Annotated in this window: 13 protein-coding genes; 7 read left to right on the top strand and 6 right to left on the bottom strand. The window is 56.3% G+C overall.

Annotated features, from left to right (window positions below):
- Window positions 1-122 precede the first annotated feature (122 nt).
- The gene (locus G1C98_RS07000) at window positions 123-1295 is read left to right on the top strand and encodes a pyridoxal phosphate-dependent aminotransferase (RefSeq protein WP_205831939.1); all 1173 of its coding nucleotides are present in this window, start codon (window positions 123-125) and stop codon (window positions 1293-1295) included.
- A gap of 748 nt (window positions 1296-2043) precedes the next feature.
- A complete protein-coding gene (locus G1C98_RS06995; protein WP_169080531.1) occupies window positions 2044-2574 on the top strand; it encodes a hypothetical protein in 531 nt (176 codons plus the stop codon).
- Here the strand turns inward: G1C98_RS06995 and G1C98_RS06990 are convergent.
- Complete coding sequence (locus G1C98_RS06990; protein WP_169080530.1) at window positions 2529-3257, bottom strand: hypothetical protein; 729 nt, start codon at window positions 3255-3257, stop codon at window positions 2529-2531. The two genes, G1C98_RS06995 and G1C98_RS06990, sit on opposite strands and share 46 nt — an antisense overlap.
- Before the next feature lie 494 nt (window positions 3258-3751).
- Complete coding sequence (locus tag G1C98_RS06985) at window positions 3752-4963, bottom strand: AIPR family protein (RefSeq protein WP_205831938.1); 1212 nt, start codon at window positions 4961-4963, stop codon at window positions 3752-3754.
- A gap of 152 nt (window positions 4964-5115) precedes the next feature.
- On the opposite strand from G1C98_RS06985, the gene G1C98_RS06980 reads away from it, so the two are divergent.
- The 3 genes from G1C98_RS06980 to G1C98_RS09545 all read left to right on the top strand — a co-directional run bounded on the left by G1C98_RS06980 (window position 5116) and on the right by G1C98_RS09545 (window position 6273).
- Window positions 5116-5442 (top strand): helix-turn-helix domain-containing protein, encoded by a 327-nt coding sequence (locus G1C98_RS06980; protein ID WP_205831937.1) that lies wholly within the window; start codon window positions 5116-5118, stop codon window positions 5440-5442.
- A gap of 216 nt (window positions 5443-5658) precedes the next feature.
- Window positions 5659-5886 (top strand): recombinase family protein, encoded by a 228-nt coding sequence (locus G1C98_RS06975; protein ID WP_169080529.1) that lies wholly within the window; start codon window positions 5659-5661, stop codon window positions 5884-5886.
- Window positions 5887-6084: 198 nt separating this feature from the next.
- Entirely contained in the window at window positions 6085-6273 is a 189-nt protein-coding gene (locus G1C98_RS09545) for a hypothetical protein (protein WP_169080528.1), read from the top strand.
- Between the two features lie 11 nt (window positions 6274-6284).
- On the opposite strand, the gene G1C98_RS06965 is transcribed toward G1C98_RS09545, so the two are convergent.
- Both G1C98_RS06965 and G1C98_RS06960 read right to left on the bottom strand, forming a co-directional pair.
- Window positions 6285-7994, bottom strand: a complete 1710-nt coding sequence (locus tag G1C98_RS06965; RefSeq protein ID WP_169080527.1) for an AlwI family type II restriction endonuclease — start codon at window positions 7992-7994, stop codon at window positions 6285-6287.
- Window positions 7995-8050: 56 nt separating this feature from the next.
- Entirely contained in the window at window positions 8051-10378 is a 2328-nt protein-coding gene (locus tag G1C98_RS06960) for a Dam family site-specific DNA-(adenine-N6)-methyltransferase (RefSeq protein ID WP_205831936.1), read from the bottom strand.
- A 338-nt stretch (window positions 10379-10716) separates the two neighbouring features.
- On the opposite strand from G1C98_RS06960, the gene G1C98_RS06955 reads away from it, so the two are divergent.
- Window positions 10717-10980, top strand: a complete 264-nt coding sequence (locus G1C98_RS06955) for a hypothetical protein (RefSeq protein WP_169080526.1) — start codon at window positions 10717-10719, stop codon at window positions 10978-10980.
- A gap of 208 nt (window positions 10981-11188) precedes the next feature.
- Here the strand turns inward: G1C98_RS06955 and G1C98_RS06950 are convergent, their stop codons facing one another.
- Window positions 11189-12553, bottom strand: a complete 1365-nt coding sequence (locus G1C98_RS06950) for an ABC transporter substrate-binding protein (RefSeq protein ID WP_169080525.1) — start codon at window positions 12551-12553, stop codon at window positions 11189-11191.
- 184 nt (window positions 12554-12737) lie between these two features.
- On the bottom strand, window positions 12738-14528 hold the full coding sequence (locus G1C98_RS06945; RefSeq protein WP_169080524.1) for a glycoside hydrolase family 13 protein: 1791 nt from the start codon (window positions 14526-14528) through the stop codon (window positions 12738-12740).
- Between the two features lie 264 nt (window positions 14529-14792).
- On the opposite strand from G1C98_RS06945, the gene G1C98_RS06940 reads away from it, so the two are divergent.
- Window positions 14793-15842: a LacI family DNA-binding transcriptional regulator gene (locus G1C98_RS06940; protein ID WP_169080523.1), complete on the top strand. Its 1050-nt coding sequence runs from the start codon at window positions 14793-14795 to the stop codon at window positions 15840-15842.
- The last annotated feature ends 16 nt before the right edge of the window (window positions 15843-15858 follow it).

Here is a 15858-nt window from a genome sequence, read left to right as displayed (position 1 = left end):
CATGCCGAAGGTGCCGGAAGCGGCAGGGGGCAGCAAGGAAACAGTGGGGGAGTAGCGGAAAGTAGCGCCGTGTCGCACCATATGATTACAACGAGAGTATGAACGAAGCAATGCAGCCTGTTATGTCCCGTCGCGCCCGCGAGGTGCAGCCCTTCCGCGCCATGGTGTTCGGAGAGCAAGCCGATCGGATGATCGCCGATGGCATCGATGTCGTGAAACTCAGCCTCGGCGAACCTGATTTCGGGGCTCCGCCGGCAGTCCGCGACGCCATGCGCGAACAGTACGACGGTCGCGCCCTGCCATACACCGCGGCCATGGGATTGCCGGAACTGCGCCGCGCCATCGCGGATTTCTACCAGGAACGCCACGGTCTGAGCATCGACCCCAAGCGCATCGTCATCACCTCCGGCGGTTCGGCGGCACTGCTGCTCGCCACCGCGCTCACCGTCGACTCCGGTGACGAAGTGCTCATCGCAGACCCCTCATACCCCTGCAACCGCGAACTGGTGAAAAGCTTCGAAGGAACCGTGGTGGACGTGCCCACTTCCGCCGCCACCCGCTTCCACCTCACACCGGAACTCGTCGCCCAATACCACACCGACCGCACCAAGGCGGTCATGATCACCTCGCCGTCCAACCCCACCGGCACCACCATCGACTTCAACGTGCTCAAGAGCGTGTGCGACTATGCGCGCGAACACGGCATGTGGCGCATCGTGGACGAAACCTACCTCGATCTGGCTGATCGCGAGCCGGACGGCAGCGAAGTCAAGTCCGTGCTGGAATGCGACGACGGCGCAATCGTCTGCAACAGCTTCTCCAAGTTCTTCGGCATGACCGGTTGGCGTCTCGGCTGGGCCGTCATGCCCGATGACGACGACGTGCTCAAGGCGGTGGACGATCTGGCCACCAACTACTACCTGTGTGCGCACACCCCCACGCAGCATGCCGCGCTCGCCTGCTTCACCAAGGAAAGCCTGGACGAATGCGAGCGCCGCCGCCAGGAGTTGCTGACCCGTCGCCGCATCGTGGTCGATGGGCTCAAGCGCATCGGACTGCCGGTGGAGGTGGAGCCGAATGGCGCGTTCTATGCGTATTTCAACATCAGTTCCACCGGTCTGGATGCGTGGACGTTCTGCGAGCGTGCTTTGGCCGAGGCTCATGTGGCGTTGACGCCGGGGCGTGATTTCGGCGCGGCCACGGCCGATACGCATGTGCGGCTGAGCTATGCCGCCTCCCAGGAGGCGCTTAAGGAAGGGCTCGATCGTCTGGGTCGTTGGCTGCCCACGCTGTGAGCCGGGTATGGGTCGGTTGCGAGCCGACCCGGTCGCGTTGTAGCGGCCTGTAGTTTGATTCGGGGCTTGGCATTCCGTTGCGGGATGCCAAGCCCTTTGTTGTATTGGCTAAGGATGCGGGATTGTCTTCACGGCTGATGTGCCCCGCTATGCGTTTTTTGCGGTTCGTCAGATGCCGTTTAGCCATGCTGCTTCACGACAAATTCAGTCGTGTCTTGTCGTGTTTTACCGATGCCAACAGCAACTCATGTCATTTCGCGACAAATTGTGGCCTGTCCTGTCGCGTTTTGTCTGTGCAGACGTGATTTCATGTCATTTCGCGACAAACTGCGGCCTGTCCTGTCGCATTTTGTCTGTGCAGACGTGATTTCATGTCATTTCGCGACAATTTCCCCACCGTTCTGTCGCAAAATTCAGATGGCCGCCACGATTCATGCCATTTCGCGACGGTTTCGCTACTGTTCTGTCGCGTTTTGCATACGGCTACCGGATCTCATGTTGTTCGGGACAAATCCAGCCCTATCCTGTCGCGATTTGCCGGTGATTGGATTGCCGAGGTGCCATATCCGCTTCTCGCATATTGCCATATCGCCTTGTTCGGGGCCAAAGGTCTTTCCTGAATATCTCAAATCTCCGTGATTAGCGGGGACGCATATACGCGTCTGGAAACCAACGCGGCGTGTTGCCCCCCCGGGACGCATGTAAGCGGTTGTGACCATGGAACGACGCAAGACAAAAGGAGGCCGAAATGGCACGTCACACGAAGAAGAATATTCGCGACTACGCAATCACTGGTTTTAGGAACGGACGAAAGGTCTACCTGAGCCAGACATTCGACACGTACACCGTCACGGAGTACATGGGAGACAGGATGCTCTGGCAGGATTTGAGCGAAGCGAAAACCGTGGCAGTCAATCCAACGGTTATCAAGCTGTTCGGCTACGACGGCAATATCGAGGAAATTCCGCTGGATTTGCCTTCCGACCGATACGACATTACTTCCACATGTCCATCTCGATTTGATGAAATATACTCGATCTCAGGGACGGCCTTCCCTGTCGCGATTTCGATCAATACGACGAGGTCGAAGACGATCGGATGGCATAATGTGCATAGAGACGGGCGACTATATATGGGGAGGAAATCGACATGGCCTTTTGTGAAACCGTTACTAACGGATCTCCATGTTGATTCCCTCCCCATATGTGAATGGCCGCGAATGACTCATGCCGATCAGGACCGACAGTGTTCAATGCAGATGCGTATCCCCTGTGCTTGAGTATGAAGGGACTTGGATACCGACCGGTCATCATTGGAGCCGGAGTTGGCATCGTCCTGATGGCGCTTCGTTGCCTTCGCCTTAGTCTTATCTTTGTCCTTCTTATCGGGCGAGAGGAGCAGCACGCGGATGGCTGTAATGTAGGCAGCGACGAATGAAACCAAGAATGCGCATACCGTGATTTCGCTAAGTCGGTTCAAAGCGCCTTCTTTGCTGAGCCCAAAGAGGTCCATGAAGGGTTGGACGGGAATTAGTCCATTTGTGATACAAGCGTAGGCAAGCAGGAGAAAGGTGATCAGGAACCATTCGATGGCGCAGAGAATCTTCCACTTGGATTTTCTGCGTTCGTATTCAGCTAAATGATCGAAGGACTTGTCCATCGCTTTCTGCAGCGAAGCATCCGTTTCGCCTTTCATGTTGTGAGAACGGTCCTGCATATCGAGACGGAACTGGCGATTCAACGCTATGTGGGCGTTTATCCAGTTGCCGGTCGCTACAGTCAGTCCCATTGTCAACAGGACTGCGAGGAAACCCATGAGCAGACCAAAAGAAACCATGTCATCGTTCCTTTGGGAATAGACAAAAAACAGCCAGCCTAATACAGTGGCCAGTCCGATCTCAAATCCAAAGAGGCAGCTCGATATACAGCCGCATCCCAATGCGATCGGCTTGGACATCCCCATTGCACGTAGATACTACGATGGAGGTTTTCTGCGGCCCTATCGGTAAGAAGCTTCCGTTGCAGATGAACGGCCGCTTCCTCGTCCCGCCCCAGGTGCGACTCCAGTTTTTTGAGTTTTTCGAATTCCGAGTCTATACGGGAGATGCTTAACGTTCTGAGATCAGGGAGTGTCTTGAAGAACCCTAAGAGTGCCGTTATGGCTGTTAGCACTGTGGCCAGAAATGATAGGATCTCTATGATGGTTTCCTTTCGTAGTAGATTTGTTGATATTGTCAATTTTGTTGATATTGTCAATGGATCATGTTTATGTTCACGGCGGTTTGAATTCGATCTGTGCGCGGCCTAGCTAGGCCGCGCACAGATCGGTCCACCGGAGATATATCGAGTGGGTTTGATGGTATATGCCAGTCGGTTCGGCTGGGGGAAGGGCCAGATGTCTCTTCCGTGGGACATATCAGTTTGTCCGGTTCATTCACCCGCCCAGTGTGTAGTCCGCTACCTCTGTTTGCTCATCAGCTTCTGGAGGAGCTTCTTGGTCTTTTCGCCCTCCACGATGCGGTAATTGGACTGCCACAGCGTCTTCATCCTGCCGGCGGCGATGGGGTTGGTCTCCGTGTCGAACGTGTTCTGGACCAAGGCCATGCCGACCGTGTCCCACATCTCGAGAGGGTCAAGCTCCCACTCGACGCCATGCCCGTCCTTGTCCTTCGAGAGCAGCGCGCGGAACGCGCCGAAGATCGGCATGATATATCCCGCGGAGACGTCGTAGTCGATGGTCGTCTGCGTGAAGAGAGTTTTCGCCTTTCCTTCCCGCTTCTCCACGCCGCGGAGGTTGCCGAAGTTTCCTTTCTGTAGGCCGACCGCAAGCTTGTAGTCCCTGAACTTGCGTGGCATGTCCTCCTGGATCCTCTCGTACAGGGCCACGAGGGTGGGGAGTACTCGGGAGAGCTGCAGGTAGATGTTGTCCTCCGACGGGTGCGACCCATCCTCGGTGTGATGGTCGTCCCATTCCTTCCGGTAGTCCTTGAACACCGCGGCCTTACCGGTGTACGAGGCGATCGGTACCGACAGGGCGTCCCCGAAACGGTCGATGTTGAACGCGTACATGAGCTTGAGCAGTTCCGAGACCGGCGTGGTCTTTCCGCTGTCGTTATCCTTGTACGCGATGTTGTCGCCATAGGGCTGGTCCGCGATGGCTTTCTTGATGAAGTCGAATCGGTCCTCCAGGTTGAACAGCGCAATGTCACTGACCTGCACGGACGTGTTGCGAGCGTCGGACAGGGCCGCCACGTCGAGATCCTCGCCGACGAAGACCTCAAGTTTGACGAATTTGTCGATGTCGGACGGGATGGCATCGCGGCGGTCCATGATTGCCCTGTATGTGTGGCCTCCGTCGAGGATCCCGTAGCGCGACGTGTCGTCATCGAGATCAAGATCCAGCATGCTGTTTGCTGCATCGAGCTTCACGCTCTTCGCGAGGATGACGATGCCACGGTTGTGGATGTCAAAGTATGGATCCGTGCCAGACACGGCGTCGAGGAGCTTCTTCGCCGTCATGGTCTTCATGTTGGGCTTGCGAGGGTTCACGTCGGTCGGGATGTTCGCCGGGAGGTCGCGCATGTTGACCCAGATGAAATAGGTCGTCACGTTGGAGTCGGACGGTGATTTCACGGTGCGCATGGTGTGGATATGGAATCGTTCCTTCAATTTGCTTCCTTTCTCGAAGGAGCTGGGAGCCGGTCTTTTGATCGGTGCCCGTCTGTCATCTTTTGATGAAGACGATTACCATCATAATCACATCGCAAGATCTTACAATGGAACCTTGGTGGTGTTTTGGAACCTTGGTTACCCTTAGTATTATGATGAATGGCATGACAGTACGGAAAAAGGATCTGAATCCCGCGTTGCGGCGTGTGGGCGCGATCATCAAGCATCACCGCCTTGATCTGATAGACATAAGACCATCGAGATCCGATTTCATCCTTGATGCAGTATCTTCGGGTCTTCGTGCTGATTGGATCAGCGAGAAGAGTTTGGCGAACATTGAGAACGGATATAACTTCCCGTCGCTCCCCACCCTTTACAATCTTGCGATCGCCTGCCAGGTCTCGCCTGCGGATCTGTTCGAGGAAGTCGCCGGGGCCTTTTCCGCCTACGATTCGACGGATGACGACCTGGAGAGCTAGAGAAATCCGAAGCTGACTGGGCGGTTGTCGAGCATGTATCGGTCCCGGGGGCTGTGACATCGCAGTGTGAGATGTACCACAAACGGAGGTTTCGGGGACGGGGTCTAGGCCGGGGAAGATATCCTTGATGCTCTGTTGGGAAACGTTTCAAAGCCCATCTCGTAATCAATGTTCCGAAATTTCAGGCTTTTGACGGGTATCAATATGTTCGGATGCATGGTGAGCATGATCTACGGATACGCGAGGGCCATCACCGGCGATCAGGCCATAGACCTCCGGAGGGATGTCCTGGAGAGAACCGACTGCGATAGGAACTTCACCGGCATGACGTCCGGAGCTAAGGCCCACCACTCCGAGCTCGACCACATGCTCGACCTCCTACGCGGGGAGACGCCGTGGCGGTGTGGAAGCTGGACCGTCTCAACTGGAGCATGCAGAATCTGATCGATCTGATGACCATGTTCAATAAGAGGGGGAGTGTTTCTGTTCCCTGACTGAATTGATTGACATGAGCATGCCCGAAGGAATGCTCATGTTCAACATCTTTGGAACTTCGCACGGTTCGAATGCGACCTGATTCGCGAACGCACGTAGGTAAGACTCGAAGCCGCACATGCCTGTGGTCGGAAGGACGATCGTCCGTTGAAACTAGATGAGAAACAGGTCGATGAGGTACAGCGGCTGTACGAGTCACATTCAGCAACAGTGAATCAAATCGCTGCGATGATGGGCACAGGGCGGTTCGCTATTTATCGATGCTTAAAGTGCGAGCAAGCGGGAACTTGTGTACTGACCGGCAGCGACCGACAAACATGGCGTTGGCCACTTTGAGCTGAATACCCTTACTTTAGTATGGTTTTCCCCACTGCTTGTTCGATATACTTCTTCCATGCAGGCGCCTCCATGAGATCCCTTTGGGCTTCGCACGTTTCTATCAGTTCTTTGATTTTTTCGTGTTTGGCAGTCTCGTTGCTCTGGAATAGGGCAATGAAGCATTTCTGGAATTGTGCAAGTGTCAGGGGCAGTATATCGAGTCGTTGTTTGACATCGTCTTTTGCATACCATATGCCATGGCGGAAGGTCTCTGCGGTGTTGGTATCGATTTTGATTGCGATGAACAGTCCGTATACGGGGATGTTATTCTTGCCATACTTCAGCACTGCGTCGGAGACATGACGTCTAACGGGCTCACCCTCCATGGATTCCTGTCGAGATCCTCTGGACATCGTGACCTCGGTCAGGATAGTGAATTTGTCATACTCGCAATATAGATCCCCTCGTCCGCCGCCTGCTGCTGATACGGGGAGGAAGTCCGAGTCCAATCGGAATCCTCGCATATCGCTGGGATGGTTGACAAGGTTTCCGAAGGCAAGTGCGGCACGCCATAATACCCATTCAAGATATGCCGGGGTCTCGTCCTTTGGTACTTCGATGCCTTTGTCTTCGTCTGAATCATCGATCTTCTTGCCGCCGCCTTTGATAAGCAGCGTCATGTAGTCAGAAATTTCCTGCCATTGTTCAGGCTGTTTGGCCGCGTAGATGGTTTCGTCGGTTTTCTGCCAGAGCTCTTCGAGATAGAGGCGTGCGGCATTGATCTCAGGTACTGTCGATACCGGACGGTCGCTGAGATCGTAATATACGTGGTTCTTCTTCAGCTGTGCTTCCGTATCGAGAAGCAAGGCCTTGGCAGTTCCAAGATCGTCCATAGGTAGGGATGCGCCATGGCAGAGCTCCTTGTATACGTCCATGACTGGGCGGCGGCTCAATGTTGTCTTGGCCAGTTTTTCCGCTAGGAAATGTTTGGCGGGAACGATGATAAGTCCTCGCCCTTTTCTTTGGACGATTCCACTGATGCGAAGGTAGCGCATGTTCATGTCGCTATAATCAGTGAAATTATCGCTCTTCTTGCTGTAATCCTGGCCGCGTTTCTTGATTTCCTCGGCGTCGAACCTACGTTTGGCTGTTGCCTTCTTGCGGCGCTCTCGCAGATCGATGATGTGATCTACGACATCATCGATATCATAGCTGGGGTCTGTGGTATGGCCCCATAGCGAGAATTCAATTCGGCTGATTTCGCTGGTGCCTGTACGCTTTTCAAGTTCCAGCATCATTGCCAATATCCATCTCAGTGGGGAGAAGAATCCGAGATTTCCTGAGACTTTAGTCTGTTCAAGGCTCAGCGAACGTAGGAAACATTCCTGTTGCGCGGGATAGGTGTCAGCCTTGAGGAAGGTCTCACCGAATGGTGTTATTAGGTCAAGGGGGCCTAGATCCTCCTGGTTGCCGTCCTTCTTTTTGACTTGTGGATAGATGAACCCGAAACGGCCGAACATCAACCGCCATTTTCTCGCGTAGCTGCTGGTGTCCTCTGCTGCGCCGGTTGAATTGACCAGGCCTGCGTGGTTGAGCAGTGTTTGGAATCGTTCCTCGTTGTCTCCTCGCAGGTTTCCGTTGAACGGGGATTCGGCGAACAGTTTCAGGCCTTCCCAGATGCGCATCGGATTGCGCAGTCCAGTGTTGCCTAGTTGCCAGATTGTTATTGGTTTGCCCATGACCTCAGTCTACAATCAGTTTGACGTCATGGGCATCGTTCGTTCAATGTGTGCGACTACCAGCCAAGGAAGAAGTATTCTTCGACTTTGTTGCGGTTTGCCTTATGCTGAGTGCCGATTGAGTAGCGGTAATTGACGGGGACGACCTCGACGTTCCGCTTGTATCGGCCAAGGATTTCCAGCATTTCTTCTTTTGTCGGCTGACTGTTGGACGAGTACGAGATGATAAGGATGCTGTCCTTGAACCGTTCGATCAGCTTGTCAAAAGCTTCTGCGGCTCCCGTTCGGGAGGAGAATGGGGTCGGGTAGGACTTGAATTTCTTGGTTTTGGTGTGTTCCTGCATCGTAACGCCTTGCCAGTCGCAGGCCAGTCCCTCGACGAAGTGGTAACGCCGTACGTATTCGTTATCCGACAATGGCGAATAATACGGGGGATCCATGTATACGAGGTCGGGATGATTCGCCTCCAGCAGCAATGCGTCGCCACGAATGGACTTGTTCTGCTGATGGTTATCGAAGACCGCGTTGTTCACCGCTTCGATGGCTTCAAGGAATTGTTCTGTGAGCGTTTTCTTCAAATCCTTGCGTCCGTCATCATACCGGTGTCCGGTGTAGGTGAAGATCCCACGGGGGCGTTTTTTCGTGCAGGCACGAATCAGCGCGGTCATAGCTATGGCCTTTTTATAGGGATCTTCGATGTCTTTGATATGTGTGCGAAGAACGTCGATCAGGTGGTTTTCCTCGTCCGTGTAGTACAGCCCTTTGAAGGTATCTGACACGAAATTGTCAGTCGGGCAGTCTTCCAACAGGGCCTTTGCTTCTCGTAAAGGCAGCGTCATGCATTGATTTTCCACCAGGGCCTTAGTGAAAGTAGCGCTCATGGCCATGTAGTCGTTGCTTATGACCTGTTTGCCTTGTGCTTTGAACATGTAGCTGACGATGCCTGAGCCGGAGAACAAGTCCACGACCGAGTTGAAATTGAATCGAGATGCCACGTTCCATAGATCAGCGAGCAATTTCTGCTTGGAACCCATGAAACGGGTTGGCGGATATAGCTCGACTTGCTTGGATAGGATTTGCCTTTCCGTCGGTGCTGCTGTCAGGGCCTTGGGGGTCGGCTCGGCAACAACCAGCGTGTCCTCTCCATTGCGGCTGCTTGCCTTGCAAGCTACAGAACGTTTTGTCGGAATGACTTGAATCTCGTATTGTCCATATAGGTCATGGACTAGCGGATGGTTCGAGTTGGTCAGCAGAAGATGACACCCCAGCGAATGCAGACGCGTGAACTCAACCGCAAGCCGTGAATGATCGGAAATCTCAAATTGCTTCTTCGTGTAGCGCTTGAAATCCGAGTATTCGGAAATCGGGATGTACGGCGGGTCCAGGAATACGAAATCGTCTGGTTCGGCGTATTCGGCGAGGACGGTGGCATAGTCGCCGCAGACAATCGTGGCATTCTGGAGCGCTTTGGAGGCTTCACGCAGAGCCTGCGCGTCGCAGATTTTCGGGTTCTTGTATTTCCCGAATGGGGTGTTGAACTGTCCCCTGCGATTGACACGATACAGACCATTGAAGCAGGTTTTGTTCAGATAGATCGTGCGCGCTGCCGCATTTATTGGGGCTAGTTTGGTCCAATCCAGCGCACGAACCTTGAGAAACTGCTCCTGCTCGTTTTTGTATCCAGTCAGAATGGCGATCACTTCTTCGACATGATCTCTTACTTGTGTATATAGGTTCACAAGTTCGGGATTGCTGTCCGCGATCACGGCGTTCGCGGGTTGAATCGCAAAGAACAGCGCTCCTCCGCCGAAGAACGGTTCGATGTATTTGCCGTAATGCGTCGGAACCTTCGGGAGAAGAACGTCAAGCATTTGGGATTTGCCACCGGCCCACTTCAAGATAGGTTTCACTCGGCCATTGGACAGTCCGGCGGATGTCTGGGATCCATTTGTTTTGGCTCGGGGACGCCCTGCCCTTTTTGGGGAGAGCATGCGTTCCAGTACATCAGAGAGGAACGGATTGCCGTCATCGGAACGCAATGTGCCGCGTCGAACGAGAGTGGCTACTGTGGCGTTTTTCACGCCCAGTATTTTTGCGGCTTCCGCCTTGGTAATTGTTTCGTTTTCGATCGGCATATGCCGGGCTGTGTAATTTCCAAGCGGAGTACGCCACCAGGAGGGATTTTTCTTGTTTTTCTTGATCAACAGGGTGTAGACCCTTCGCCACTCCGGTTCTTTATGCAGTTCGGAAATGGAGGTGTGGTCTGATTCGACCTGAAGGAAGAGGTCTGCTGCATCCACGCCAAACATCGGCAGGCTATCGAACAGCCCCCTGGATTCCTGAAGAAACTGGAGTGTGGCTTCCTCAACCAGCGTGTTCATCATCGCTCCCCACTATATGTTGGATCTCATGCTAAGTAATGTCTACTTATAGTTTGACATTTTCATTAGACAGATCCAGCATCGCTTGATGCTTAAGCGTGTCGTATTCTTGGCTAATCTATGTTTCATAGGCAATATTGATATGAATCTTGGGCTATAAGTTAATTTCGTTATTTCGGTAAGATGATGTTTCTGCCCGGCTACCGCGCAGTCGGCATCAGCATCTAATACCAGTGAAACTCTAGACTGCGCGCTGACCGGCAAGAAACGATGTCGGGACAGTTCTCAACGATGATGCAGAAGAGCCCCGCTTGCTCTTCTGATCGGATATGACCTCACCTTTGATGAAAGCCGAACTCGGGATCGGCGAGGAACGCGATCGCGCGGGCGATGACGTACGGCTGTCCGCCGCTGTGCTTCGCGGTGATGGGCGACACGTTGACGATGCGCCTGTAATGCTGCGTCCTCATGCGTTTGACGGTCTGCTTGATGGTCAGGAAATCGGCGGTCAGGTTGACCGCGAGGATCCGATTCCAGCGTTCCGGGTCCGTGTTGTCGAGCGAGTCTTTTGGAGCACGGCTTTAGGACAGTTAAAAGAAAAGTAATGGAAGATTACTGGGCTATTCCTTAACTGGGATTTGCTCCCAGCACAGCCCGCGCTCTCTTCCGGAAACTTGATTGCAAAACGCACGAGTCTGTACGAGCATGCCAAAGCCCCGATACCCAAACGGTATCGGGGCCCTGAACTATCCGCCGGACTAATCACTCAGTCGCTCATTCGTCCAATCACTCGATTAGCGCAACCTCACAACCTCACTTCGCGTCGAACTTCTGCGCTTCCGGCACGGATCCCAGCGAGTCCTCATTGTTGGCCCATTCGGTGGCCCAGCCGTCCACGAATGCGGACTTGACCTTGTCCCACTTGCCGGTGCCCTGCGCGTATTCGATCAGTGCGGAGGCGATGTCGTCCTGCCACTTCTGGTCCGGAATGGTGAAGCTGCGCACTTCGGTCTTGCCGGCGTCGGTGTAGGCGCGTGCGGCCTTGGTCAGCGGGTTGTCCGGCTGGTACTTGTCGGTGAAGGTGGTGAACGGCACGGAGAAGCCCATGTCCTGGGAGAGGATCTTCTTGGCGCTGTCATCGGTGACCATCCACTTGATGAAGTCGAGCGTGGCCTTCTTGTCCTTCTCGGAGGCGTTCTTATTCACCGCCCAGCTGGCGTCGTACACGCCTGCGGGGCCGCTGTTCTCCTCGCCCTTGATGCCCATGTAGTAGGGCAGCATGCCGAGGTCGTCGTCGGCCACCTCGTTGTTCTTGATCTGGGAGTATGCCCACACGCCGTTCGGGTAGAAGGCCACCTTGCCCAGGGCGAATTCGGAGGTGACGTCATCGTAGGTCTTGGAGCTGATCAGGCCGGATTCGGTCGGGCTGTTCTTCAGTTCAAGGTCGAACAGGTCCTTGTACTGGTTGAGGTACGTGCCCTTGATGGTCTTGGAGAACGTGGTGTTCATGTCCTTGTACTCGTAGTACAGCGGCAGGCGCGCCATGTGCGCGGTGAAGCGGTAGGCGTCGGACGAGTCGAGACCCGGGGTGGCGAAGGCACCGTCGAGGCCGAGATCGTCCTTGTGCTGCTGGATGGACTGGGCGACGGCCTTCAGGGTCTTGTAGTCCTTGATGTCATCGGCGCTGGAGATCACCGCATAATCCTTGGCACAGTAGTCCTTGATGATCTTCTTGTTGTAGATGATGCCGTACCATTCGGCCGCGTACGGCAGGGTATAGGACTTGCCGTCGATGGTGTAGGAGTAGGCCTTGCCCTCATCGTTGAGCATCTTGAACACCTCGGTGTCCTGCAACGGCTCCACGTACTTCTGGTACTTGGCGAACTGGTCGAATCCGGACACGTTGAACATGGTCGGGGCGTTGGACTTGGCCAGTTCGGAGGTCATGGTCGCGTCGTAGGTGCCGGCGGCGCCGGTCTGCACGTCGACCTTCACGCCGGTCTTCTTGGTGTACATGGAGGCGAGCTCCTTGTACTGGTCGACCACTTCGGCCTTGTTGTTCATGAAGTACACATGGCCTTTGTCCGAGTCGGCGCTGTTGCTGCCGCAGCCGGCGAGCGAGAAGCCCATGGCGAGGGATGCCGCCACGGCGACGATCCTGGTGATATTGCGGTTCATTGTGTTCTCCTTTTCCTTTTTCCCGATAAGGGGAGTGATATATGGAGACGGTCGTTGTCTCCATGGGGGTGAGGTCGGGCATGCGTCGTTGCGGTGCCCGATCCTCGGGGTCCCTCCGTGTGGGGGTTGTGTGGCCGCCCCATGCCGGAGGGTGCGTGGGGCGGGGTCGGGGTACGTCGGTACGTCAGTCGAGCGACATCCAGACGGTGGCGTCCTGTGGCAGGCGTCCGTCGCTGGTGAGCGGCGAGGATGCCAGCAGGATCCTGCCCTCCGGCAGGTCGGCCGGGGTGATGCTGAAGTTGGTGATGGACGCCCAGCCGTTGGAACGGCGGTAGGCGATCACGCCGCCGTGCTGTCCGTCGGCGCCGTCCGGCAGATCGGAGGGGCGGTCCTCTTCGAGCCAGGTCAGCGAGGTGTCTTCGGGCATCAGCGTATGGCGCAGCTCCAGTGCCTTGCGGTACAGGTTGAGCATGGAATCCGGGTCGGCGTCTTCCTTGTCCGCGGCGTAGTCGGCGAACCATGCCGGCTGCGGCAGGTGCGGCTGTTCGGCGGGCTGGCCGGCCTCGTTGGCCGTTACGCCGGCACCGGGTGCCTTGATCGCGGGGGAGAATCCGAAGGAGCCGCCGTCCGTGCTGGAATCCGCGGCCGTCCATGGCAGCGGCACGCGGCAGCCGTCGCGTCCCTTTTCCGACTGGTTGCGCACGCGGTGGAACGCGGTCGGATCCTCCAGCTTGTCCCATGGGATGTCGGCCACTTCGGGAAGTCCGAGTTCCTCGCCCTGGTACACGTAGGCGGATCCGGGCAGCGCAAGCTCCATCAGAATGGCGGCGCGAGCACGACGGGAACCCTTCTCCCGATCCTCGGTGTAGCTCGTGCCATCGCGCAGCAGCCAGTCCTTGGCCAGCTGGTGGTGCGATGAGGCGGGCACCTGCGGCAGTCCGTAACGGGACACATGGCGGGGAACATCATGGTTGCTCATCACCCATGTCGAGGTGGAGCCGGCGCGTTCGGCCGCGTCCAGACCTTCCTCGATGGCGGTGTGGAAGCTGTCTCGGATCCAGTCCATCTTGGCGAATTCGAAGTTGAAGACCTGGCCGAGTTCGTCGGGGGAAGCGTACAGGTACTGGCGGGACGGGTGCACCCAGGCTTCGGCCACGGCGAATGCGGGCGGATCGTACTCGTTGAACACCTTGCGCCATTCGCGGTAGATGTCGTGCACTTCGTTGCGGTCGTAGAGCGGGTGGGTGCCGTCCGTGACGGACATCTCGTCGCCGATGATCTTGAAGTTGTCGAGATCATCACGATCCAGATCCTTGGCCAGACCATGCGCCACGTCCACGCGGAAGCCGTCGGCGCCGTGGTCGAGCCAGAAGCGCAGCGTCTTGATGAAATCGGCGTGCACGTCGGGGTTCTTCCAGTTCCAGTCCGGCTGCTCCTCGGTGAACATGTGCAGATACCACTGGCCGTCGGGCACGCGGGTCCAGGCCGATCCGCCGAAGCTGGCGATCCAATCGGTCGGCGGCAGGTCGCCGTTGGGGCCGCGACCGTCGCGGAAGATGTAGCGGTCGCGTTCGGGGGAGCCGGGCCCTGCGGCCACGGCGGCCTTGAACCACTCATGCTGGTTGGACGAATGGTTGGGCACGATGTCCACCACGATCTTGATGCCTGCCGCGTGGGCTGTTTTGGCCAGTTCGTCGAAATCGTCCATGGTGCCGAGCTTCGGGTCCACGTTGCGGTAGTCGTCCACGTCGTAGCCGCCGTCGGCGAGCTGGGAGGGATAGAAGGGGCTCAGCCAGATGGCGTCCACGCCCAGCTTCTTGAGATAGGGAACCTTGCTGGTGACTCCTGCGATGTCGCCCAGGCCGGATCCCGTGGTGTCCTTGAAGGAACGCGGGTAGACCTGGTAGACCACGGCCTGCTTCCACCACAGTGACGGATCGGCTGCTGCGGTGACGTTCGTATCGGTGCCGGCCATTATCGACTCCTTCCTCGTTGACGGTGCGTGCCGATGATTGGCGCGCGCGACGATGGCTTTGTGACAACGCTTGCGTTCCCTTGCTTAAGCCCTAATTGTTGGGGTTGTTGCGGGGTGTCGTTGTCTTGTTGCTGGCTCGTTGATACCATGAATGATAGCGCTTACATTTTGGGTGCGCAATACCATGCATATATGGCGTGTTTCCCAATGAAATCAAGGTTTTCGCTATTATGGAAGCGTTGAACATCAGCAGGAGGTGACGGTATGGCACGAGCTACGATCGCGGATGTGGCCAAACTGGCCGGAGTGTCGCAGGCGACGGTGTCCCGCGCTCTGCGCGGCGTGGACAGGGTCGCGCCGGCCACGCGCAGAAAGGTCGAGGAAGCGGCCGAACGGCTGAGTTTCACACTGTCGAAAAGCGCATCGGCATTGGCGTCCGGCAGGACCATGCGCATCATTCTGTTGTGCTCGGGCGGGCTCAATGAATGGTTCAACGCCAATGTGCTGCAGGGCGTGTACGAGGTGCTTGCCCCCGAGGGCTACGATGTCTGCCCGTCGTTCATCTGCGGCAGGGATGAGATGAACCGGTATTTCGCGCGGCTGCCCAAGGACCGCAACGCGGATGCCATCATCATCGCGTCGTTCCAGCTGGATGGCACCCAGCGCGAACAGCTCACGTCCATCGACATGCCCGTGATCGGCGTGAACATCCCCGCGGAATCCTCGTTCGATGCATCCGTATGCGTCGATAATTTCAGCGGCATGGCCAAGGGCGTGTGCCTGCTGAAGTCGCTCGGGCATGAGCATATCGCGTTCGCCGGCGACTACATTCCGGGGAACATGGTGTATTCCACGAACCAGCGTGTGGAGGGTTTTCTTGAAGCGGCCGAGCAGAACGGCTACGACGAGACCAACGCTTCCATCGTGGTGGGCGGCGAACATCCCGAATCGTATGGCAAGGCGCGTCTTGCCGCCGAACTGGTCGCCAAGATGCTGTCGTCGCCGAACCGTCCGACTGGTGTGTGCGTGGAAACCGATCAGCTGGCGATTGCGTTGATCAAGGAGCTGAAGCGGCAGCATCTGCGCGTGCCGGACGATATCTCGGTCATTGGCTTCGACGATGCGGATATCGCCGAGGTAGCCGACTTGACGACGATCCGGCAGAATCCGCTTGCATTGGGCCGTCTCGCCGCACGCCAGACGCTGCGGTTGCTCAAGGGCGAGACTCTGGAGGAGCCGCACGAGTCGCAGGAGCCGGTGCTGGTGCTGCGTGACACCACGGGTCGTGCCCCGCTGGCCGAACCGATTGGTTGAATCACAAGCACAGGCG

The organism is Bifidobacterium erythrocebi (assembly GCF_012932675.1).
Classification (GTDB): domain Bacteria; phylum Actinomycetota; class Actinomycetes; order Actinomycetales; family Bifidobacteriaceae; genus Bifidobacterium; species Bifidobacterium erythrocebi.
This window is presented reverse-complemented; position numbering and strand designations above follow the sequence as displayed.